Here is a 20,499-nt window from a genome sequence, read left to right as displayed (position 1 = left end):
GGCGCGGCCTCCCTCCCCATGGCGCCCCGCTGCCGCTTGCGGCATGATCCCTTCGGCAACGTGAAGGGGAGTGGCGGCATGGAGCCGATGCTGCTGGCCGAACGGCTGGGGCTGGCGCTGGTGCTGGGGGTGTTCCTGGGGCTGGCGTTCGAGGATGTATACAAGCGCACCGACCGGCGGGCACCGGGGGGGGTGCGCACCTTTCCCCTGCTGGCGCTGGCGGGCGGGGCCTTGTACCTGCTGGAACCCGGCCATGCCTCGGCCTTTTCGGTGGGGCTGGTGGCGCTGGGGGCGTGGCACGCCGTCTATCTGCACGACGCCATGCGCACCCCCGACGGGGTGCGGCCCACGTTGATCGTTCCGGTATCGAGCCTGTCGGCCTTTCTGCTGGGGCCGATGGCGCTGACGCAGCCGCCGTGGGCGGCGGTGGGGCTGGCCGTGGCATCCGCCCTGCTGCTGGGCGCGCGGGAGCGGCTGCACGGGCTGGTCACCCTGATCCCCGGCGAGGAGGTGTTCACCGCCGGCAAGTTCCTGGTGCTGATCGGCGTCATCCTGCCGCTGGTCCCCAACGAGCCGGTGATCCCCCACGTCCCCGTCACCCCGTATCAGGCGTGGATGGCGGTGGTGGCGGTCTGCACCTTCTCTTATGCCAGCTATCTCATTCAGCGGTACGCGCCGCTGCGCCACGGGGTGTTCGTGTCGGCGGTGCTGGGGGGGCTTTATTCCTCCACCGCCACGACGGTGGTGCTGGCCCGCCGCCTGACCGAGCCGGGGGCGCCGGTGGCCGAGCTGGGGGCCGGCATCGTGGTGGCGACGGCGATGATGTACCTGCGCATCACGCTCATCATCGCCCTTTTCAACACCGAAGTGGCGCTGGCCATCGCGCCCGCCATGGGGGCGCTGTTCGGGCTGGCGCTGATGCTGACGGCGCCGCTGTGGCGTCACCGCCGGGTGGGGGAAGGGCGGGCGCTGCCGGTGGAAAACCCGCTGCAGGTGACGGCGGCGGTGGTGTTCGCCGCCCTGTTCATCGTGGTGGCCGTGGTGTCGCGCTGGGCGCAGGCGGAATTCGGCCAGACCGGGATCTTCGTGCTGTCGGCGGTGGTGGGCATCGCCGACGTGGACCCATTCGTGCTGAGCCTGATCGAAGGCAGCGTGCCGTCCCTGTCGCCCCACGGGGTGGCGGCGGCGATTCTGATCGCCACCTCCACCAACAATCTGGCCAAGGGTGTCTATGCCGCCGGTTTCGGCGGGGCCGAACACGGGCGCCGCCCGGCGCTGCTGCTGGTGGCGGTGGCGGTGCTGGGTCTGGCGGCGGCGTGGCTCACCGCGCGGTGAGCCACGGACCGGGCGCGGATCAGCGCTGCTCCAGCTTGGCCTTCAGCCCCTGGAGGCCGCTGGTGTAGACGCCGGAGATGGCCTTGCGCGCCTCGTCGTTGCTGGCGCCCTTGGCGTCGAAATGGGACGACCAGATGACGGTGGTGCTGGTCTTGGTGCCGGCGGTCAGGGCGATGGAGGCGGAATAGTTCGCCACCGGCAGCGGCCCGGACAGCAGGGTGTAGCGCACCGTGCGGCGGCTGGCGGTGACGGACTGGAGCTGTTCTTCGATGGTGCCGCCGCCCTTCAGGGTCAGCACACGCTCCTGCTTCTTGCCGGCGCCGTCGCGCAGCTCGCACTTTTCCACCGCCGGGTGCCAGTTGGCGACGGCGCAGAATTCGGTGATCTGCTGCCACACCTTTTGGATCGGGGCGTCGATGACAACCTCTTCCTTCACCTCCAGCGCCAGCGCCGGGGACGCGGCCAGGGTGGCCGCCGCCAGGGTTCCCATCATCGCCATCAGGCCCGTCTTCATCGCCTTCATTCCTTCCCGTCGATGCCCGTGCCGGCTTCCCCGCCGGCCTTCCAAGGTCAGGGATAATATGGCCGGAACGCGGGCGGTAGCGAAATCGCACCTTGGTCGTACGGGGACGGCTCGCCTACCATGGCCGCCGTTCGCGAACCGGAAGGAAGGAGCGCGCCCCCATGGCCAAGCACCACGACAGCATCACGCCGGATCTGGCGGATTTCATCGCCGCACAGCCGATGTTCTTCATCGCCACCGCCGCCGACGAGGGGCGCGTGAACCTCAGCCCCAAGGGGCTGGACGGCAGTTTCGCGGTGCTGGACCCGCGGCGCGTGGCTTTTCTGAACCTGACCGGCAGCGGCAACGAGACGGCGGCCCATCTGCGCCTCAACCCGCGGATCACGGTGATGTTCTGCTCCTTCACGGCCAAGCCGCTGATCCTGCGCCTGTACGGCACGGCCCGCGCGGTCCATGCCCGCGATGCCGATTGGGCGGATCTCGACCGGCTGTTCCCCGCCTATGCCGGCAAACGCCAGATCGTGGTGGTGGAGGTGGACGACATCATCTCGTCCTGCGGCTTCGGTGTGCCGCGGATGGCGATGGAGGAACAGCGCCCGACCCTGCCCGACTGGGCGGCGAAGAAGGGGGATGACGGCATCCGCGCCTATTGGCGGGACAAGAACAGCGTCAGCTTCGACGGCCTGCCCACCGGAATTCTGGAAGACGCATGAAACCGCTTGACGCCACCCGCCCGGCATAGTACACGTCCGGCCCCGAGCCGCGGTGATCCAAATCACGCTGCGGCCCTTGTGGCAGCGTAGCTCAGTGGTAGAGCAGGGGAATCATAATCCCTTGGTCGGGGGTTCAAATCCCTCCGCTGCTACCAATCGAAAACCCCCTGGTTCCCGTCGCGGAGCCAGGGGGTTTTTCGTTTGGCCTGCGGTTGCTGGCGGCTAAAATTGCGTTTCAGCCTCTCTGTAAGAAGATGCAGTGTCGCGTGAGTAATTGATCTTCCATTGATGGGTTTTGTTTTATTGTTTTACATTATAGTTTGGTTTCCATATATTTCAATTTTATTAAATCAACAAGCCGCCGCGCAATAAAAAATTTTCTATTTTGCGCACTTAAATTTTTCCGAAAATTGGGAATAAAAATCTTCTATTGTCATGTCTGAGGGCTTTTCATTTTTTTCATAGAATTCAATAGTATGCAAATCTCTCTTTGTCATGTGGAATTTTCCACATGACAAAGAGAATTCATGTGATAGGCTGAAAAATATCAGGCCAAGGTGATTACTGATGCGTGGAGAGTTTATCTTAGATGCATTGCCATCTTCAGCATTTGACCTCGTTCGCGAAGCAGATCGTGCTGGGGCAGCGGTTATCGTTTATGACAATGATGACCGAATCGTTTGGGTGAGCGATGGGCAGCGCACATTAATGCCCTGCAGTGATTATGCAGATGAGACCTACAAGAGTCTTTTCTGGAAAGTGCTTAACGCCGGTATGATTGGTACACGGTCCGCAATGGCTGATCCCGCGGCGTGGCTTGAGGGTGCGATTGCTGCGCGTCGGACCAGCCCAAATTTAGATTTTACTAACATATATCCATGGGGGCGAATGCTTGTTTCCCACTTACGTCTTGATTCTGGAATTAGTGTTCAAGCTCGCCTTAGCCTGAAATCAACTGGGATTTGTAAATATTTTGGTGATCCTGATATCGGTCTGGGTGTGATGTGGGCTTTACGTGTTCAAAGGCATATGCATAACATGCAGTCAGCGCTCAATAGTTTATCCATTGCTATTGGTTTAGTCGATGCATCTGGAAGGCTGTTTAACAGCAATGCAAGTTTTAATGAAATGCTGGCCGCTTGTGATGGTTTCATGCTTACGGAGGATGGCGATATCAAAGCTATAGATGTTTGTGATGATCTCGTCCTTGAGCAAGCTGTTGCCAATGTTGCAGAAGGTTTGCAGCCAGCAACTTATATACCGATCCGTCGTAGTTCTCAGCCGCCTTTGATTGTGGCTGTAAGTGCTGGTGATCTGCCGGGCACTGCTGTGCTCGTAGTTTCTCGTTTCGGTGAGGATTGTGCATCGATCGCCAGTTCATTGCAGCAGGCCTTTAATATGACGCCTGCAGAAGCTGAGGTTGCTGCTGGTATTGGGGCTGGTCAGTCCGTGGCGGACATCGCCGCAGCCCGCGGGGTTGCCGAGAAGACAACTTACAATCAGGTGCGTGGCGTCCGATCCGCCCTGCGCCGGTCACGGTTTGCCGTAGATGATCTGGCAGGAATTGCTAATCTTGTCACAAAAATTGCGGCAATTACCAGCCCTGGAAAAGGGCGCAAGCATTGATGGAGATTGTATGAGCAAGGTTTCTGAGTATGATTTTGGTCGTTATAAAGTTTCCATGGTTGAGAGATTTGGTTTTAGTGAAGGAGATTGTCAAAAATATTGGAATGATCTCTTAATAATATTTCGTGCAATGGAAGGTTTTCCAGATAAAAAGTACGCTCTGACTGTTGGTGCCGATCAGGCCCTGCACATTCTTCTTTTGGATACGGTCGGACACTACCGTTTCAGTGAAGAAATTTTCGGTAATGGTTCTCTTGTTGTGCATGATCCTTTTGCTTACGGCACGCCGGAATTTGAAATCGCATGGGAAAATACCCGTGCAATCTTTGCCGCTGAAGGTATCGTGCTGCCGTCTGACTATACGGCGGCAGTTCCACGTCGTCCCGGAGATACGCGGCGTGCAGAAGCATGCTTCCTGTGGGTTGCTTGCCAGGCGGATCTACGGGCAGCAGCCTGATTTTGAAGGCGCCGGCGAGAGCTGGCTCAAGAATAAACGCCCGGCTGTTGCAGCAGCCGGGCGCTCAACCACGATACGTTTTGTGTATCGCGGCTAGTCCTCAACCCTTGGCTTTGGAGCGCCAGATGAAGACTGACAGCAAGCATACCCCCATTCCAAAGGAGCGCAAGCCCTTCTCCCATAGTCCCGGCCTTGATGATGGCCTCGTTTTGCTTTCCGATCTGGGCATGGACTTCGCCCGGGCGGAAGAGGCCGTCATCCGCGTTGCGGGCAGATCCGGCACCAGCGGAAAGGCTGCTGCTGCTGAAACGCGGGAATCGCTTGTGCGGGCGATCAATATTACGCCGCCGTCTTCTTATGATGATGTGGCCGTGAAATTGCGCGTGATGGGCGGTTCGTTGAGGAACGCTTCCGGCTTGGCCGAGGAGCATATGGTATCTCTGCGGCAATCCTTCGATTTCGTCGCGCTGAGCGGCGACGCGGTGGCCGCTCAGAAAATCCACGATGCCGTGGTGCGCAGGATGCGCGTGCGCCGGCCCCTGTCCCCCGCCGTCGAAGCCGGGCTGGACGCGGTGTCCGGCTGCTATGCCCCCGGCGTTGACCTGGATGCCTATCTGTCGGCCATCGATGCCGGCCTGTCCCACCAGGACGCCCTGTCCGGGGCCGGCGGGGCGGGCCGCATGTAAGCACAAGCCTGGACAAGCACCGGCCGGTCCATGCCACGCCATGGACCGGCCGGCGTTTCGGTTTTCCATGGTCCTGTGCCGCGTATCTGGATACGGTTTCGGCCATTGTCTTGCAGGCTGTCCGGTCGCCCGTTTCATGCAGAGGCCGGTCGTTTCATGCAGGGGCCCGCCGTTTCATGCAGAGGATTGTGTGTTGGAAAATCAGGGACCGTCATTTTTCCAGTTTGATCTGTTCATTCCCACCTATCCTCCCGGTCAGTCCGGCGGGTGGGAAGTGAAGCACGCCGATCTGGTGTTCTGTCCTGGTTATTGGGGAAAGACCTATCTGGTCCAGGGCATGGCGGGGCTGGTCCGGAACGGCGATACCTGGATGTCCATGACCCCGTTCGAGCTGGAAAGCCAGGAAATCGGCGTGCGTCTGTCGCGCGGTCATGTGGTCATCATGGGGATGGGCATGGGCTGGGCGGCGGCGGTCTGCGCCCTGCGCGGCGAAGTGACGGCGGTGACCGTGGTGGAGCGGGATCCGGAGATCCTGGCGCTTCACCGCGGCCTCGGCATCTTCAGCCAGCTTCCCCCGGCGGCGCGGGCCAAGATCCGGGTGGAGCAGGGGGACGCCTATCATTGGACCCCGGCGGAGCCGGTGGACCTGCTGATGCCCGACATCTGGCCGCTGGCGGTCTCCGACGGCCGGGTGGAGGAGGTGCGGAGGATGCAGGCCAACGTTCGGGCCGCGTCCGTCTATTTCTGGGGGCAGGAGCTGGAAATCGCCCGCCACGCCGTGGCCGCGGGCCGGGCGCTGGACGATGCCGGCATCGCCGCCACCATCGCCGATTTCGGCCTGCCCCTGATCGGGCCGGAATACCCCGGCTATGCCGGACTGCTGAGCACCGCGGCCCACCGCCACATGCGTGACCGCTGGTTTCCGGGCCACGCCCCGACACACGTCCCGGCAGCGTAAGGGCGGAACAAGGCGCCGGGACCGTCCGCTTGGGGCTGCCCTGCGCGGCCCCGGCCTTGTCCGCACCGGGTGCAGGCCCTATTGTCGCGCCATCGGACCAACCCTGCACCCGTGAACCGCACGCCGCCGCCATGGTCACCGCCTCATCGCCCCCCGCGGGCCGCCCCCGTGTCGGTCTGTTCGTCACCTGTCTGGTGGACCTGTACCGCCCCACCGTCGGTTTCGCCGCCGTGCGCCTGCTGGAACAGGCCGGCTGCACCGTGGAGGTGCCGGCGGGCCAGACCTGCTGCGGCCAGCCGGCCTATAATTCCGGCGACCGGGCCACCGCCGCCGATCTGGCGCGGGCCACCATCGCGCTGTTCGACGGGTTCGATTACGTGGTGATCCCGTCGGGATCCTGCGGCGGGATGATCCGCAAGCACTATCCCGCCCTGCTGGCCGGCGATCCCGTGTGGGGGCCGCGCGCCGCCGCGCTGGCGCAGCGGGCCTTCGAACTGGTGTCGTTCCTGACCGACGTGATGATGGTGGGGGCGGTCACCGCCCGCTGCCCCACCGGCAAAGGCCCGGCCAAGGTCACCTATCACGACAGTTGTTCGGGCCTGCGCGAGCTGGGGGTGAAGGAGCAGCCGCGCCGGCTGCTGGCCTCGGTGGAGGGCGTGGAACTGGCGGAACTGCCGGGGGCGGAGGTGTGTTGCGGATTCGGCGGCACCTTCTGCGTCAAATACCCCGACGTGTCGGCCCGCATGGCCGGCGACAAGGCCGACGACATCGCCGCCACCGGCGCCGGCATGGTGCTGGCCGGCGACATGGGATGCCTGCTGAACATCGCCGGCACGCTGTCGCGCCGCGGCTCGCCCATCGCCGTGCGCCATGTGGCCGAGGTGCTGGCGGACATGACCGCCGACGCCCCGCCCATCGGGGCCAAGGGCTGACGAGGGAAGGGGCCGCCGCCGATGCATTCCACCGCCCACAGCTTTCCCGAAAACGCCCGCCGGGCGCTGACGGACGAGAACCTGCAATACATGCTGCGCAAGTCGGCCACCGGCTTCCAGCTTCGCCGCAGCATGGCCGCCAACCGCCTGCCGGAGTTCGAAGACCTCCGCGACCAGGGCCGCGCCATCAAGAACCACACCCTGGCCCACCTGGATGCGTACCTGGAGGCGTTCGAGGCCCGTGTGACCGAGGCCGGCGGCCACGTCCATTGGTGCCCCACCGCGGCGGACGCCCGCGATACCATCCTGGCCCTGTGCCGCACGGCCGGTGCCAGGACCGTCACCAAGGGCAAGTCGATGATCGCCGAGGAGATCGGCATCAACGACCATCTGGAGGCCGCCGGGCTGGTGCCCATCGAAACGGACCTGGGCGAATACATCATCCAGCTTCGCCGGGAGCCGCCGTCGCACATCATCGCCCCGGCGTTCCACGTCCGCAAGGAACAGGTGGCGGAAGCCTTCCGCGCCGCCCACACCGACCTGCCCCCGGACCGTCCGCTGGACGAGCCGCGCGAGCTGATCACCGAGGCGCGGCTGATGCTGCGCCGCCGGTTTCAGGAGGCCGACGTCGGCATCACCGGCGCCAATTTCCTGATCGCCGAGACCGGCGCCACCGTCATCGTGACGAACGAGGGCAACGGCGACCTGACCCAGACCCTGCCGCGGGTCCATGTGGTGATCGCCAGCATCGACAAGGTGGTGCCGACCCAGGAGGACGCCGCCACTCTGCTGCGCCTGCTGGCCCGCTCGGCCACGGGGCAGGAGTTTTCCGCCTACACCACCTTCTCCGCCGGGCCGCGGCGGGGGGAGGATGCCGACGGGCCGGCGGAATTCCACGTGGTGCTGCTGGACAATGGCCGTTCCAAGCTGCTGGGCACCGAGTTTCAGGAGGTGCTGCGCTGCATCCGCTGCGGCGCCTGCATGAATCACTGCCCGGTCTATGGGGCGGTGGGCGGGCACGCCTATGGCTGGGTCTATCCCGGCCCCATCGGTGCTGTGATCGACCCGGCGCTGATCGGCATCGAGGAGGCCGGGCATCTGCCCAACGCCTCCACCTTCTGCGGGCGGTGCGAAGCGGTGTGCCCGGTGCGCATCCCCTTGCCGACGATGATGCGCCACTGGCGGGAGAAGGAATTCGAAGCCGGGCTGGGCTCCCAGCCGGTCCGCCGGGGCCTGGGCGTGTGGGGGTGGTTCGTGCGCCGCCCGACACTCTACCACGCCGCCGCCCGGCTGGCGGCGCGGGTGCTGCGCCGGTTCGGGGCGCCGGGGCCGCTGGCCGCCGGCTGGACCCGGCACCGCGACCTGCCCCGGCCCGAGGGGCGGACCTTTCAGGAATTGTGGGCCGAGCGCCGCGGTGCCGGCCGGGGAGAGGGCCGATGAGCGATTCGCGTTCGCAGGTGCTGGGGGCGATCCGCGCCGCGCTGGGCGGCGGTGACCGCGCCGAGGCCCGCCGCACGGCGGAGGCCCGCATCGCCGCCCACGCCCGCAACATCGTCCCCGCCCGCACCGCTGTGCCCGCCGCCGAGCTGGCGGACCTGTTCCTCACCATGGCCACCGAGGTGGCGGCGACGGTGGAGCGGGTGGCGGATCTGGACGCCGTGCCCGGTGCGGTGGCCGCCTATCTGGCGTCCCACAACCTGCCGGCGGAGGCGCGGGTGGCGCCCGACGTGGCGGGGCTGCCGTGGGCCAGCCGCACGGCCCTGACCATCTCCGCCGGTCCGGCCCGCGACGGCGATGCGGTATCGGTCACCGGGGCCTTTGCCGGGGTGGCGGAAACCGGGACGCTGATGCTGACCTCCGGTCCCGGCCACCCCACCACGCTGAACTTCCTGCCCGACACCCACATCGTGGTGCTGCCCCGCTCGCGCGTCGTGGCGGCGTACGAGGACGGGTGGGACCGGCTGCGGGCCGAAGGGGGGCTGCCGCGCACGGTCAATTTCGTCACCGGCCCGTCGCGCACCGGCGACATCGAACAGACCATCCAGCTTGGCGCCCACGGGCCGCGCCGGCTGCACATCCTGCTGGTCGAGGGGGCCTGAGCCGGTGTTCGGACGTGGCCGCATCGTCCTGCCCCGCCGCCGCCGGTCGGTGACGGAGGAGGAACGTTCCCTCTGGCAGTTCGTGGTGCGCGATGCCGATCCCATGCCGGGGCGCACGGTGCCGGTGGTGCCGGTGGCCGACCCCATGGACGGCGTGCCCAAGGACGCACCGGAGGAACCGGCGGTCCCCGCCGTCCACCGCCCCGCCGGCCCGCCCAAGACCCCGCGCCCCAGCGCCCCCCGCCCGCTGGAGGTGGGGGTGTTCGCCGACATGGACCGCCGCACCGCCGAGCGGCTGCGCCGCGGGCGGCTGGAACTGGACGGGCGCATCGATCTGCACGGCATGACCCAGACACAGGCCCACGGGGCGCTGATGGGCTTCGTCCACCGGGCGTGGCACGAGGGGCGGCGCTGCGTGCTCATCATCACCGGCAAGGGCACCACCAACCCCGACGGCGGGGTGCTGCGCCGCATGGTGCCGCGCTGGCTGTCGGAATCGCCCGTGCGCCCCATGGTGCTGGCGGTGCAGCCGGCCCAGCCCCGCGACGGCGGCGACGGTGCGCTCTATGTGCTGCTCAAGCGCCGCCGGCAGGACCGCGACGGGAAGGGGCCGGGGACGGGGGGGACGCGGTGACGCCGTTCGGGGAAAAGGTCCGCGCCCTGCGCGATGCCCGCGGGGTGACGCTGAAGCAGATGGCCACCGACCTGCACATCTCCTCCGCCTATCTGTCGGCGCTGGAGCATGGCAAGCGCGGGCGTCCCTCGGTCCAGTTCGTGCGGCAGATCTGCGCCTATTTCGACATCTTCTGGGACGAGGCGGAGGAGATGGAGCGGCTGGCCGACCTGTCCCACCCCCGCATCACCGTGGACACCGCCGGCCTGTCGCCACGGGCGACCGAGCTGGCGAATCGGCTGGCCCAGCGCATCGCCGACCTCGACGCCGGCACGGTGGATGCCCTGCTGACCCTGCTGGAACAGGCCCCCGCCCCCCGCCATCCGGCGGCGGCCCGCCGCGCCCGCCCCCCCCGGCGCTGACATTCGTGTTCGCTTTCATAAGAAGCGGATGATAATTGTCAATTTTACCGTCGCCATCGGGTTCCCCCTCGGGTACAAGGTCGCGGAGGGAACGGATGGTTCGCCTTTCACGGGTGCGGGCCGAAAGTCTTGGGCGTGCCATGTCGTGCAGCAATTCCGAAAAACCGTCCACCTCCGGCGCGCTGCTTGATGCCGCGCTGCGCCTGCGCCTGTTCGACGAGGTTTTCGCCCATGGCGAGATGGGCATCAGCGTCGTCGATCTCACCTACACCATGACCCACGCCAACCCGGCCTATGCCGCCCTGTTCGGGCGCACGCCGGAGGAGATGGTCGGGCGCACGCTGGAAAGCCTGACCCTGCCCGAGGATTGGGAATGGGAGCGGGAGGTGCTGGACCGGCTGGCCGGCGGAGAGCGCCCGCCGGGGGTGCTGGAAAAGCGTTACCGCCTGGACGACGGCAGCGTGCTGCATGTGGGCGTGCATCCGTCGCTGCTGCGCGACGACGAGGGGCTGATCATCGGGCTGGTGGCCATGGTCACCGACCGCACCGTGCTGCGCCGCCGGGAAGAGGCGCTGGAACGGTCGGAGGAGCGCTACCGCGCCATCATCGAAACCGCCGTCGAAGCCATCATGACCGTCACCCCCGACGGCACGATCCTGGAAGTGAACCCGGCGGTGGAATCCATGCTGGGCTACACCGCCGACGAGCTGGTGGGCCGCAACGTCGCCATCCTGATGCCGCAGGACGAGGCGGGGCGCCACGCCGGCTATATGAACCGCTATCTCACCACCGGCGAACGGCGGATGATCGGCATCGGGCGTGACGTGCCGGTGCAGCGCAAGGACGGCAGCGTGTTCGTCGGCTGGCTGGCGCTGACCGAGATCAAGCGCCCCGGCTTCCACGTCTTCGTCGGCACCATCCGCGACGTGTCCCAGGCCCGTCAGGCCGAAGCCGCGCTGATTCAGGCGAAAGAGGCGGCGGAACTGGCCAACCGCGCCAAATCCGCCTTTCTGTCGAACATGAGCCACGAGCTGCGCACGCCGCTGAACGGCATCCTGGGCTTTGCCGACGTGGTGCAGCAGCAGATGCTGGGCGCGCTGGAGAATCCGCAGTATCTGGCCTATATGGCCGAGATCAAGCGGTCGGGCGAACTGCTGCTCGCCAACATCAACGACCTGCTGGAGGTGGCGTCCATCGAGGCCGGCACACTGGACCTGGACGAGACGCTGATGGATTTCCGCGACACGGTGGTGTCGTGCCTGCGTCTGGTCGCCAAGCGGGCCGAACGCGGCAAGCTGAAGGTGCAGGCCGACATCGCCGCCGAACTGCCGCCCATCTACGCCGACCCCCGCGCGCTGAAGCAGGTTTTGATGCACCTGCTGTCGAACGCCATCAAGTTCACGCCCGCGGGCGGGTGCATCGGGCTGGCCGCGCGGGTCGATTCCGACGGCGGGCTGGTGGCCGAGGTGTTCGACACCGGCATCGGCATCCCCGAGGACCGCATGGAATCGGTCATGCTGCCCTTCGTGCAGGGGGAATCTCTGCTGACCCGCCATTACGAAGGCATCGGGCTGGGGCTGTCCATCGCCAAGTCGCTGATGGACAAGCACGGCGGGCGGCTGGAAATCCGCTCCCACGAGGGGGTGGGCACCACGGTGATCCTGCGCCTGCCCCCCGACCGGGTGGTCAGCGACTGGTAAGGGGCGGGGCGGTCTTCGCCCCCTCCCGTCGGGTATTTCAAATATTATCCCCGACGAATACTTGATAAAAATAAAGACAGATTCGGAAAATTACCTGTGCATCATGGGTTCGATGGTGCACGCCATTAATAATTCAATCGTATGCAGTCATCTCTTCCTGAATAATAACTGTGATTATGGAGAAAGCGTTATGGCGCGTCCGAACAAGCGGCGTCCCGGCGGCTGGCTGAGCCGTGACCATGTGGTTGTCCGCAAATGGGTCGAAAAGCTGAAGGCCAAGGCGGCGGGCACCGACCCGGCGACCTATATCCCGCCCATCAAGGCGCTGCAGGCCATGGTGGCGAACAACCCGGTGCTGCATGCCAGCACCCAATCCATGTTCGTCGAGGCTTTGGCCTATTCCAAGGACGATCCCACCGGCGCCCCGGCGGTGACCAGTTGGGACGAGTTCCTGAGCCTGCTGAACACCATCATGGCCACGTCGCCCGAATTCATCGTGGACCAGGGCACGCTGGAGGCGCAGGGGCTGGTGGGCTTCCCCATCAACGCCCTGCTCGACTGGCCGATGGGGACGGTGGGCGGCACGGTGACGTTCAACGACACCGCTTTCAACGCCTATTTCAAGGCGGTGCTGGATTACTGGGGCCGGTTCCTGTGCACCGAGCCGTCACGCTACGTGCTGGCCGAGGGGGACGCCACCAGCGATCCCCAATCCATCCCGTGGCTGAGCGCGCCGGCCAAGAAGCAGATGGTCGCCGTCGCCCAGCAGCCCTTCGCCGACCCGCCGCGCGGCCAGACCTTCGAAGACATCTTCGACGTGCCCGACCCCGGCGACCCGGCCTATCTGGGCTTCACCTCGTGGGACAATTTCTTCACCCGCCTGTTCAAGGACGGGCAGCGGCCCGTCGGCGACTCGGTGCTGGTCAACGCCTGCGAGTCGGCGCCGCTGCAGTACCAGACCGGGGTGGCGCTGTCGTCCAACATCTGGCTGAAGGGGCAGCCCTATTCCCTGAACGACATGCTGAACGGCGACCCGCTGGCCGCCCAGTTCGCCGGCGGCACGGTGTATCAGGCGTTCCTGAGCGCGCTCAGCTACCACCGCTGGCACAGCCCGGTGGACGGGGTGATCGAGAAGGCCACCGTGGTCAACGGCACCTATTACCTGGAAAGCCCGTCGGAAGGCATCTACAGCGACGATCCCGACCCGTCGGCGCCCAACGCCTCGCAGCCCTTCATCACCTCGGTTGCCGCGCGGGCGGTGATCTTCATCCGCGCCGATGATCCCGCGATCGGCCTGATGGCCATGGTGCCGGTGGGCATGGCCGAGGTGTCGAGCTGCGAGATCACCGTGGTGCCGGGCCAGCGGGTCAGCCGCGGCGACCAGATCGGCATGTTCCATTTCGGCGGCTCCACCCATTGCCTGGTGTTCCAGCCGGGGGTGGAACTGGAATTCCAGGTGCCGGTGTCCGACAAACCGAACCTGGACGCCACCAACGTGGCGGTGAAATCCAACCTCGCCACCGTCGTGAAACGGTAAGAGCACGCGCGAAAAGGCCGCCCAACAGGGTTGGGCGGCCTTTTTCCGTCTCGGCCCGCCGGAGGGTCCGGCGGGCAAGCGGCTTAGCGCTCTTCCTCGTCCTCGCCTTCGACATCGACGACTTCGTCCATGTCGTCCTCGCCGAGTTCGGAGGTGTCCTCGATCAGAACATCGTCCTCATCGTCGGGGGTGTCGGCGGCCTCGTCGTCCAGATCATCGACGGGGACATCATCCACCACCTCGTCCAGTTCGGCGGTTTCGTCCTCGTCCTTTTCCAGGTCGGGATCCTCTGCCCGGACCGGGATCTTCTTCACGTCGTCCACCGGCACGGGCCGGGCGCGGCGCGACTTCAGAAGCGCTTCGGGGTCAAAGGGGGTGTTGCACGCCGGGCAGACCGGCGGGTCTTTGCGCATATCGTAATAGCGCGCGCCGCAGTTCGGGCAGATGCGCTTGATGCCCCATTCCGGCTTCGCCACGCAGAATCCTCCGTCGTTTCCGTCACATCGGAAAGTGTCCAAGTCGCGCCGTTTGCCATGGGCGGCGCCGCTTGTCAAAAACAAACTGAGCATCGGGGCGGCGCATTTCCATCGGAACGCGTCAAACCGCCCCGCCCCCGCCCCCGCCGCCGCACCCGGCGGCGATGGGGGCGGACATCTTTGACCGCTCGCATGGGCGGGACCGGTGTGGTATCGAACCCATATCGCATCGATTCGTTTGCAACTCTGTCCAGTCTGACGAGGCCCAGCCATGACCAACGCTCATTCCACCCCGGCGGTCCGCCCCCTGCGCTCGTCGGTCTCCGGCGCGCTGACGGGGACGCTGCGGGTGCCGGGCGACAAGTCGATCTCCCACCGCGCCCTGATGTTCGGCGCGGTGGCCATGGGCGAGACCACCATTCACGGCCTGCTGGAAGGCGAGGACGTGCTGAACACCGCCGCCGCCATGCGCGCGCTGGGGGCGGCGGCGGCCTGCACCGATGGTGTGTGGCGGGTGCGCGGCGTCGGGCTGGGGGGCCTGGCCGAACCGGCGCAGGTGCTGGATATGGGCAACAGCGGCACCGCCGCCCGGCTGCTGGTGGGGCTGGTGGCGTCGCACCCCATCACCACCTTCTTCACCGGCGACGGCTCGCTGGTGAAGCGGCCCATGGCCCGCGTCATCGGGCCGCTGGAAAAGATGGGCGCTTCCTTCGTCAGCCGGGCCGGCGGGCGGCTGCCCATGGCGGTGCTGGGCAGCGACAAGACGGTTCCCATCACCTATCGCCTGCCGGTGCCGTCGGCGCAGGTGAAATCGGCGGTGCTGCTGTGCGGGCTGAACACCGCCGGGGTCACCACCGTCATCGAATCCGAACCCACCCGCGACCACAGCGAACTGATGCTGCGCCATTTCGGCGCCACCGTGTCGGTGGAGACGCTGGAGGATGGGGCGCTGGCGGTGTCGGTCACCGGTCAGCCGGAACTGACGGGCCGCACCATCCACGTGCCCGCCGACCCCAGCAGTGCTGCCTTCCCCGCCGTCGCCGCCCTCCTGCGTCCCGACTCGGAGGTGGTGCTGACCGACGTGGGCATGAACCCGCGCCGCACCGGCCTTTACGACACGCTGGTGGAGATGGGCGCCGACATCGCCTTCGAGAACCGCCGCGATCAGGCGGGCGAGCCGGTGGCCGACCTGCGCGTCAGGGGCAGCCGGCTGAAGGGCGTGGTGGTGCCGGCGGACCGTGCCCCGTCGATGATCGACGAATACCCCATCCTGGCCGTCGCCGCGTCCTACGCCGAGGGCACCACGGTGATGCTGGGCCTGAAGGAACTGCGGGTGAAGGAAAGCGACCGTCTGGCCATGGTGGCCGAGGGGCTGGTCCGCTGCGGGGTCAAGGTGGAGGTCGGGGCCGACGACAGCCTGACCGTTCACGGCACCGGCCGTCCGCCCCAGGGCGGCGGGGTGATCGCCACCGCCATGGACCACCGCATCGCCATGAGCTTCCTGGTGATGGGCATGGGCTCGGTGGAGCCGGTGCAGGTGGACGACAGCGCCTTCATCGACACCAGCTTCCCCGGTTTCGTCGGGCTGATGAACGGTCTGGGCGCCAAGATCGCGGGCGTGTGAGGCGCCGCCCGGCGGACCGCCGGCGGGTGCGGCAACGCCCCGCTGGGGCCGGACGATCAGGTGTGGTAGAAGGAAAAAGCATGGCAGGGCGTGGCCGTCGGCCGAACGCCGCGCTTGCCATGCGGGGCAGACGGGACTAACTGGCTCACCGAACGGTTACCGCTTGTGATCGCCACAGACACGCAATCCCTCATGTCATCGTCTCTCATCATCGCCATCGACGGCCCCGCCGCTTCGGGCAAGGGCACGCTGGCCCGCCGCGTCGCGCGCGCGCTGGGCTTCGCCCATCTCGACACCGGCTCGCTGTACCGCGCCGTCGGCGTTCTGGTCCTGCGGGCCGACAAGGATCCGGCGGACCCGGTGGCGGCGGCCCAGGTGGCCCGTGCGCTGAAACCCGACTCGGCCATCCTGGACGACCCCGACCTGCGCACCGACGAGGCGGCCCAGGCCGCGTCCAAGGTCGCCGTGGTGCCCGAGGTGCGGGCCGCGCTCTTGGATTTCCAGCGCAGCTTCGCCTTCACTCCCCCCGGCGGGGCTCCCGGCGCCGTGCTGGACGGGCGCGACGTCGGCACGGTGGTCTGCCCGGATGCGAACGCCAAGCTGTTCGTCACCGCATCGGTGGAGGTCCGCGCCCAGCGGCGACTCAAGGAGTTGCAGGAGCGCGGGATTCCGGCTATACCGTCCGACGTTCTGGAAGACATGAAGGCTCGTGACGCGCGCGACAGCCAAAGGGCGATTGCCCCCCTGGTCCCCGCCGACGATGCTTATCTGCTTGATACGTCCGCGATGAACGCCGATGAGGCGTTTACCGCGGCGATTGCGTTTATCGGTTCCAAGACCGGTGTGCACGGCGCGTAAGCGCTGTGAACGTCCGGGCCGGATCGCCTCCCAGAAAATATTTTGAACCAAGACGCCGGACATGAGGTCCGGCGCGGCGGTTCGCATCGACGCCGGTCATGCTGCCGTGGCCGGGCCGGATGCGGGCCGTTTTTGCGCAACCTTAGGAGTTTCAATGGCACAGGCTATGGGTAAGGAAAGCTTCGCGGCGCTTCTGGAAGAGTCGCTGGGCACGGCCGAGTCTCTGGAAGGCTCCGTCGTCAAGGGCCGCGTCGTCTCCGTCGAGAACGACATGGTCACCATCGACGTCGGCCTGAAGTCGGAAGGGCGCGTCGCGCTCAAGGAATTTTCCGTGCCCGGACAGCCCGCCGAGTTGAAGGTGGGCGACACCGTTGAGGTGTATCTGGAACGCATGGAAGACAAGAACGGCGAAGCCGTCCTGTCCCGTGAGAAGGCGAAGCGCGAAGAAGCGTGGACCCAGCTTGAAAAGGCCTTCAACGACCAGCAGCGCGTCACCGGCGTGATCTTCGGCCGCGTGAAGGGCGGTTTCACCGTCGATCTGAACGGTGCCGTGGCCTTCCTGCCCGGCAGCCAGGTCGATATCCGCCCGGTCCGCGACATCTCCCCGCTGCTGGGCACCCCGCAGCCCTTCCAGATCCTGAAGATGGACCGCTCGCGCGGGAACATCGTGGTGTCGCGCCGTGCGGTGCTGGAAGAAAGCCGCGCCGAAGCCCGTTCGGAACTGGTCGCCAACCTCAAGGAAGGCCAGGTTCTCCAGGGCGTGGTCAAGAACATCACCGATTACGGTGCGTTCGTGGATCTGGGCGGCGTGGACGGCCTGCTGCACGTCACCGACATCGCGTGGCGCCGCATCAACCATCCCTCGGAAGCCCTGCAGATCGGCCAGACCGTCACCGTGCAGGTCATCCGCTTCAACCCCGAAACCCAGCGCATCAGCCTGGGCATGAAGCAGCTTGAAGCCGATCCGTGGGAAGGCGTGGAAGCCAAGTACCCGATCGGGGCCAAGTTCAAGGGCCGCGTCACCAACATCACCGACTACGGCGCGTTCGTCGAGCTGGAGCCGGGCATCGAGGGTCTGGTTCACGTCTCCGAAATGTCGTGGACCAAGAAGAACGTCCATCCGGGCAAGATCGTTTCCACCTCTCAGGAAGTGGAAGTCATGGTCCTGGACGTCGATCCCCAGAAGCGCCGCATCAGCCTGGGCCTGAAGCAGTGCCTGGACAACCCGTGGGAGACCTTCCTCGACAAGTTCGGCCCGGGCACGGAGCTGGAAGGCGAGGTCAAGAACATCACCGAATTCGGTCTGTTCGTCGGTCTGCCGGGCGACATCGACGGCATGGTCCACATGTCCGACCTGGACTGGAACAAGTCGGGCGAAGAAGCCATCGCCGAGTTCAAGAAGGGCGACCGGGTCAAGGTGAAGGTGCTCGACGTCGATATCGACAAGGAGCGCATCAGCCTGGGCATCAAGCAGCTCTCGAACGATCCGTTCGAAGCCGCCACCGCCGGCCTGAAGAAGAACGACGTCGTGACCTGCACCGTGACCGCGGTCACCGACGGCGGCATCGAAGTGGCGGTGGGCGAAGGCTACACCGGCTTCATCCGCAAGTCGGACCTGTCGCGCGAGCGTGGTGAGCAGCGGCCCGAGCGTTTCGCCGTCGGCGAAAAGATCGACGCCAAGGTCACCCAGATCGACCGCGGTTCGCGCCGCATCTCCCTGTCGATCAAGGCCCGCGAGATGGAAGAAGAGAAGCAGGCGATGGCCGAGTACGGCTCGTCGGACTCGGGCGCCTCGCTGGGCGACATCCTGGGTGCGGCTCTGAAGCGCAAGCAGGCCGAGCAGGACTAAGCCTTTTCAGCCCTCGGGTTGAGAAGGGAAGGGGGCCGGGAAACCGGCCCCCTTTTCTGTTTTCCGGGGGGGGGCCGGGTCGGGGCAAGGGGCTTGATTACCGGCATCCATGCCCTCTATATGGATCGAACAAGCGGATTGTGACCCTTGTATGGGTCATGGGGTGTGTCCGATGATCCTGACTACCGACGACAGTGACAGCCTGGAGCGGCTGGGGCGGCGGCTCCGGCTGGCGCGGTTGCGCCGCAATCTGACCCAGGCCGACGTCGCCGACCGGGCTGGCGTCACCCGTAAGACCTATCAGGCATTGGAAGCCGGACGCCCCACCGCCGGCATCGGCCTGCTGGTCAAGGTTCTGGCCATCCTCGGCTATCCCGGCCGCATCGCGTCCCTGCTGGAAACCGACCCCATCGGCGAGGATCTGGACGACATCCACGGGCGCAAGCGCGCGGGAAGGACACCCGATGTGGCCGATTTCTAGGGGTGGCCGGATCGAGCGGCTGGTGGTGTTCACCGATTGCGGCGGTGTGCCGGTCCCCGTCGGCGCCCTGCAGTTTGACGGCCGGGCGGCGCGCCGGTCCCGTTTCCAATACGCCGCCTCGTGGCTGGCCCGTCCCGACGCCCGTGCCATCGACCCCATCGGTTTGCCGCTGCGGCGCAAGCCGGCTGTCAGTGATCCTTACGAAGCGGCTCTGGCCTTCTACGATGCCGGGCCGGACGGGTGGGGCAAGGACGTTCTGTCGGCGGCCTTTCCCAATCAGGTGTTCGGGCTGGCCGAATACCTTGCCGCTGCCGGCGATGACCGTACTGGCGACCTTCGCTTCGGTCCTACCCCGGACGCCGGTCCCGGCCAGTGGGTGCCCGGCGATGCCCTCATCGGCCTGCCCGACGGCAGCGAGACCCTGGAGGATCTGACCGAAGCCGCCGAGGCGGTGGAGGCCGGCATCGCCCGCCGCCACCATTTGGAGCTTCTGTTCCGTTCCAGTGCCGATGTGGGTGGCGCTCGGCCCAAGGCCCGCATCCGCCGGGACGGCCATGGCTGGATCGCCAAGTTTTCCGCCCGCGGCGATGCCTTCGACGAGCCGCGGGTGGAGGCTGCCTGCCTGTCCCTGGCCCGCGCGTGCGGCATCGCCGTGCCGGAGCACGAGGTGGTGACCGTGGCGGGCCGTTCCGTGCTGCTGGTCAAACGCTTCGACCGCACCGGCGATGGCCGGCGGCTGGGCTATCTGAGCGCGGCGACGATTCTGCGGCAGCCACCGGCGGATTACGCCACCCGCTTCACCTACACCGACATCGCCGCCGCCGCCCGCGCCATGGGGGCCGCACCGTGCGAGGAGGAGATCTTTCGCCGGCTGCTGTTCAATTGCGCCCTTCACAACACCGATGACCACCTGCGCAACACCGCCTTCCTCCATGATGGCGGCTGGCGTCTGTCGCCGGCCTTCGACCTGATGTGCCACCGGGCGCCGCATCTGGCGGTCCGGCCCGCCCGCGGTGCCGACCCGTTGCCCGATCCCGGCGCGGCGTTCGCCGTCTTTCCGGCCTTCGGGCTTGAGGCCGGGACCGCCGGACGGGTGCGTGACGAGGTTGAACACGGGCTGCGGCAGTGGCCGGACATGCTCGACCGCTTTGGGGTGACTGCACGCGACCGCGGGGCCGTGGCCCAGCGCACGCCGTATCTGAGGTGAGGGAACCCACGCGGGCGCCGCCCGCATCCGCCAAAGGCCGGGGGCCTTTGGAAACCGGGGGATTGGGTGTTCAGGCCAGAGTGAAAGCAACCGCTCCCTTGCCCCCCGCCCGCGGCGGGCCTATCCTTGCCGGTCATGAGCACCACCGACATCCCTGCCGACGGAACCCCGTCCCCCGCTGCCCGGCCCCTCAGCCCGGCGGCGGTCACCACCGCGTCCGAGTCGCCGGCAACGACGGAAACCACCGCCGCGGACCCCGCCACGCCCAAGCCTGTGGAACAGATGCCCGGCGAAATCGGCGGCCCCAACGGCCCCGAACCTACCCGCTACGGCGATTGGGAATTCAAGGGCCGCTGCTCCGACTTCTGAACGGGGGAAGGAGGAAGGCCGGAGCCGTCCTCCC

The 20,499-nt window shown here is 66.4% G+C and carries 21 protein-coding genes and 1 tRNA gene; 20 read left to right on the top strand and 2 right to left on the bottom strand.

All coding sequences use genetic code 11. The annotated features are described in order from the left end of the window. Nucleotides 1–78: 78 nt before the first annotated feature. Nucleotides 79–1,335, top strand: coding sequence for an MgtC/SapB family protein (locus tag M2352_RS02325; protein ID WP_264662905.1), 1,257 nt, complete (start codon nucleotides 79–81; stop codon nucleotides 1,333–1,335). Nucleotides 1,336–1,354: 19 nt separating this feature from the next. On the opposite strand, the gene M2352_RS02320 is transcribed toward M2352_RS02325, so the two are convergent. Next, nucleotides 1,355–1,849, bottom strand: a complete 495-nt coding sequence (locus M2352_RS02320; protein WP_264662904.1) for an SRPBCC family protein — start codon at nucleotides 1,847–1,849, stop codon at nucleotides 1,355–1,357. 170 nt (nucleotides 1,850–2,019) lie between these two features. Here M2352_RS02320 and M2352_RS02315 point away from each other — a divergent pair, with 170 nt between their 5' ends. From M2352_RS02315 to M2352_RS02255, 13 genes are all read left to right on the top strand, one after another. Beyond that, on the top strand, nucleotides 2,020–2,571 hold the full coding sequence (locus tag M2352_RS02315) for a pyridoxamine 5'-phosphate oxidase family protein (protein ID WP_264662903.1): 552 nt from the start codon (nucleotides 2,020–2,022) through the stop codon (nucleotides 2,569–2,571). Nucleotides 2,572–2,651: 80 nt separating this feature from the next. Continuing rightward, nucleotides 2,652–2,726: transfer RNA gene (locus M2352_RS02310), tRNA-Met, on the top strand. A gap of 412 nt (nucleotides 2,727–3,138) precedes the next feature. Next, nucleotides 3,139–4,197 (top strand): helix-turn-helix transcriptional regulator, encoded by a 1,059-nt coding sequence (locus M2352_RS02305; RefSeq protein WP_264662902.1) that lies wholly within the window; start codon nucleotides 3,139–3,141, stop codon nucleotides 4,195–4,197. Next, nucleotides 4,121–4,654: a hypothetical protein gene (locus M2352_RS02300; RefSeq protein ID WP_264662901.1), complete on the top strand. Its 534-nt coding sequence runs from the start codon at nucleotides 4,121–4,123 to the stop codon at nucleotides 4,652–4,654. Before M2352_RS02305 ends, M2352_RS02300 begins: the two co-directional genes overlap by 77 nt. Nucleotides 4,655–5,085: 431 nt before the next feature. After that, entirely contained in the window at nucleotides 5,086–5,340 is a 255-nt protein-coding gene (locus M2352_RS02295; protein WP_264662900.1) for a hypothetical protein, read from the top strand. A gap of 274 nt (nucleotides 5,341–5,614) precedes the next feature. After that, nucleotides 5,615–6,298, top strand: coding sequence for a hypothetical protein (locus tag M2352_RS02290; RefSeq protein WP_264662899.1), 684 nt, complete (start codon nucleotides 5,615–5,617; stop codon nucleotides 6,296–6,298). A gap of 131 nt (nucleotides 6,299–6,429) precedes the next feature. After that, nucleotides 6,430–7,230 (top strand): (Fe-S)-binding protein, encoded by an 801-nt coding sequence (locus M2352_RS02285; protein ID WP_264662898.1) that lies wholly within the window; start codon nucleotides 6,430–6,432, stop codon nucleotides 7,228–7,230. Between the two features lie 21 nt (nucleotides 7,231–7,251). Then, the gene (locus M2352_RS02280; protein WP_264662897.1) at nucleotides 7,252–8,670 is read left to right on the top strand and encodes a lactate utilization protein B; all 1,419 of its coding nucleotides are present in this window, start codon (nucleotides 7,252–7,254) and stop codon (nucleotides 8,668–8,670) included. After that, nucleotides 8,667–9,329, top strand: a complete 663-nt coding sequence (locus M2352_RS02275) for a LutC/YkgG family protein (RefSeq protein WP_264662896.1) — start codon at nucleotides 8,667–8,669, stop codon at nucleotides 9,327–9,329. Before M2352_RS02280 ends, M2352_RS02275 begins: the two co-directional genes overlap by 4 nt. A gap of 4 nt (nucleotides 9,330–9,333) precedes the next feature. Next, entirely contained in the window at nucleotides 9,334–9,963 is a 630-nt protein-coding gene (locus tag M2352_RS02270) for a Smr/MutS family protein (protein ID WP_264662895.1), read from the top strand. Continuing rightward, entirely contained in the window at nucleotides 9,960–10,364 is a 405-nt protein-coding gene (locus M2352_RS02265) for a helix-turn-helix domain-containing protein (protein WP_264662894.1), read from the top strand. The genes M2352_RS02270 and M2352_RS02265 overlap by 4 nt, the downstream gene beginning before the upstream one ends. Nucleotides 10,365–10,459: 95 nt before the next feature. Then, on the top strand, nucleotides 10,460–12,064 hold the full coding sequence (locus tag M2352_RS02260; RefSeq protein ID WP_264662893.1) for a PAS domain S-box protein: 1,605 nt from the start codon (nucleotides 10,460–10,462) through the stop codon (nucleotides 12,062–12,064). A gap of 190 nt (nucleotides 12,065–12,254) precedes the next feature. After that, nucleotides 12,255–13,601, top strand: a complete 1,347-nt coding sequence (locus M2352_RS02255) for a phosphatidylserine decarboxylase family protein (protein WP_264662892.1) — start codon at nucleotides 12,255–12,257, stop codon at nucleotides 13,599–13,601. A gap of 83 nt (nucleotides 13,602–13,684) precedes the next feature. Here the strand turns inward: M2352_RS02255 and M2352_RS02250 are convergent, their stop codons facing one another. Continuing rightward, on the bottom strand, nucleotides 13,685–14,077 hold the full coding sequence (locus M2352_RS02250) for a TIGR02300 family protein (RefSeq protein WP_264662891.1): 393 nt from the start codon (nucleotides 14,075–14,077) through the stop codon (nucleotides 13,685–13,687). Nucleotides 14,078–14,348: 271 nt separating this feature from the next. Here M2352_RS02250 and aroA point away from each other — a divergent pair, with 271 nt between their 5' ends. From aroA to M2352_RS02220, 6 genes are all read left to right on the top strand, one after another. Then, nucleotides 14,349–15,701, top strand: coding sequence for a 3-phosphoshikimate 1-carboxyvinyltransferase (aroA, locus tag M2352_RS02245; protein WP_264662890.1), 1,353 nt, complete (start codon nucleotides 14,349–14,351; stop codon nucleotides 15,699–15,701). Nucleotides 15,702–15,893: 192 nt separating this feature from the next. Next, on the top strand, nucleotides 15,894–16,559 hold the full coding sequence (gene cmk / locus M2352_RS02240) for a (d)CMP kinase (RefSeq protein WP_264662889.1): 666 nt from the start codon (nucleotides 15,894–15,896) through the stop codon (nucleotides 16,557–16,559). A 154-nt stretch (nucleotides 16,560–16,713) separates the two neighbouring features. Continuing rightward, a complete protein-coding gene (gene rpsA / locus M2352_RS02235; RefSeq protein WP_264662888.1) occupies nucleotides 16,714–18,408 on the top strand; it encodes a 30S ribosomal protein S1 in 1,695 nt (564 codons plus the stop codon). Between the two features lie 172 nt (nucleotides 18,409–18,580). Continuing rightward, nucleotides 18,581–18,889, top strand: coding sequence for a helix-turn-helix transcriptional regulator (locus tag M2352_RS02230; RefSeq protein ID WP_264662887.1), 309 nt, complete (start codon nucleotides 18,581–18,583; stop codon nucleotides 18,887–18,889). Next, nucleotides 18,873–20,096, top strand: coding sequence for a type II toxin-antitoxin system HipA family toxin (locus M2352_RS02225; RefSeq protein ID WP_264662886.1), 1,224 nt, complete (start codon nucleotides 18,873–18,875; stop codon nucleotides 20,094–20,096). Before M2352_RS02230 ends, M2352_RS02225 begins: the two co-directional genes overlap by 17 nt. 135 nt (nucleotides 20,097–20,231) lie before the next feature. Continuing rightward, a complete protein-coding gene (locus tag M2352_RS02220; RefSeq protein WP_264662885.1) occupies nucleotides 20,232–20,465 on the top strand; it encodes a DUF1674 domain-containing protein in 234 nt (77 codons plus the stop codon). Nucleotides 20,466–20,499 lie beyond the last annotated feature (34 nt).

Origin of the sequence: Azospirillum fermentarium, from assembly GCF_025961205.1 — a bacterium.
In the GTDB taxonomy this organism is placed as follows: Bacteria; Pseudomonadota; Alphaproteobacteria; order Azospirillales; family Azospirillaceae; genus Azospirillum; species Azospirillum fermentarium.
This window is presented reverse-complemented; position numbering and strand designations above follow the sequence as displayed.

What these genes read in the sequence shown, in the direction of transcription:
- M2352_RS02325 (WP_264662905.1), top strand. Translation starts at nt 79, where the DNA reads ATGGAGCCGATGCTGCTGGCCGAACGGCTGGGGCTGGCGCTGGTGCTG.
- M2352_RS02320 (WP_264662904.1), bottom strand. Translation starts at nt 1,849, where the DNA reads ATGAAGACGGGCCTGATGGCGATGATGGGAACCCTGGCGGCGGCCACC.
- M2352_RS02315 (WP_264662903.1), top strand. Translation starts at nt 2,020, where the DNA reads ATGGCCAAGCACCACGACAGCATCACGCCGGATCTGGCGGATTTCATC.
- M2352_RS02305 (WP_264662902.1), top strand. Translation starts at nt 3,139, where the DNA reads ATGCGTGGAGAGTTTATCTTAGATGCATTGCCATCTTCAGCATTTGAC.
- M2352_RS02300 (WP_264662901.1), top strand. Translation starts at nt 4,121, where the DNA reads ATGATCTGGCAGGAATTGCTAATCTTGTCACAAAAATTGCGGCAATTA.
- M2352_RS02295 (WP_264662900.1), top strand. Translation starts at nt 5,086, where the DNA reads ATGGTATCTCTGCGGCAATCCTTCGATTTCGTCGCGCTGAGCGGCGAC.
- M2352_RS02285 (WP_264662898.1), top strand. Translation starts at nt 6,430, where the DNA reads ATGGTCACCGCCTCATCGCCCCCCGCGGGCCGCCCCCGTGTCGGTCTG.
- M2352_RS02280 (WP_264662897.1), top strand. Translation starts at nt 7,252, where the DNA reads ATGCATTCCACCGCCCACAGCTTTCCCGAAAACGCCCGCCGGGCGCTG.
- M2352_RS02275 (WP_264662896.1), top strand. Translation starts at nt 8,667, where the DNA reads ATGAGCGATTCGCGTTCGCAGGTGCTGGGGGCGATCCGCGCCGCGCTG.
- M2352_RS02260 (WP_264662893.1), top strand. Translation starts at nt 10,460, where the DNA reads ATGGTTCGCCTTTCACGGGTGCGGGCCGAAAGTCTTGGGCGTGCCATG.
- M2352_RS02255 (WP_264662892.1), top strand. Translation starts at nt 12,255, where the DNA reads ATGGCGCGTCCGAACAAGCGGCGTCCCGGCGGCTGGCTGAGCCGTGAC.
- aroA (WP_264662890.1), top strand. Translation starts at nt 14,349, where the DNA reads ATGACCAACGCTCATTCCACCCCGGCGGTCCGCCCCCTGCGCTCGTCG.
- cmk (WP_264662889.1), top strand. Translation starts at nt 15,894, where the DNA reads ATGTCATCGTCTCTCATCATCGCCATCGACGGCCCCGCCGCTTCGGGC.
- rpsA (WP_264662888.1), top strand. Translation starts at nt 16,714, where the DNA reads ATGGCACAGGCTATGGGTAAGGAAAGCTTCGCGGCGCTTCTGGAAGAG.
- M2352_RS02230 (WP_264662887.1), top strand. Translation starts at nt 18,581, where the DNA reads ATGATCCTGACTACCGACGACAGTGACAGCCTGGAGCGGCTGGGGCGG.
- M2352_RS02225 (WP_264662886.1), top strand. Translation starts at nt 18,873, where the DNA reads ATGTGGCCGATTTCTAGGGGTGGCCGGATCGAGCGGCTGGTGGTGTTC.
- M2352_RS02220 (WP_264662885.1), top strand. Translation starts at nt 20,232, where the DNA reads ATGAGCACCACCGACATCCCTGCCGACGGAACCCCGTCCCCCGCTGCC.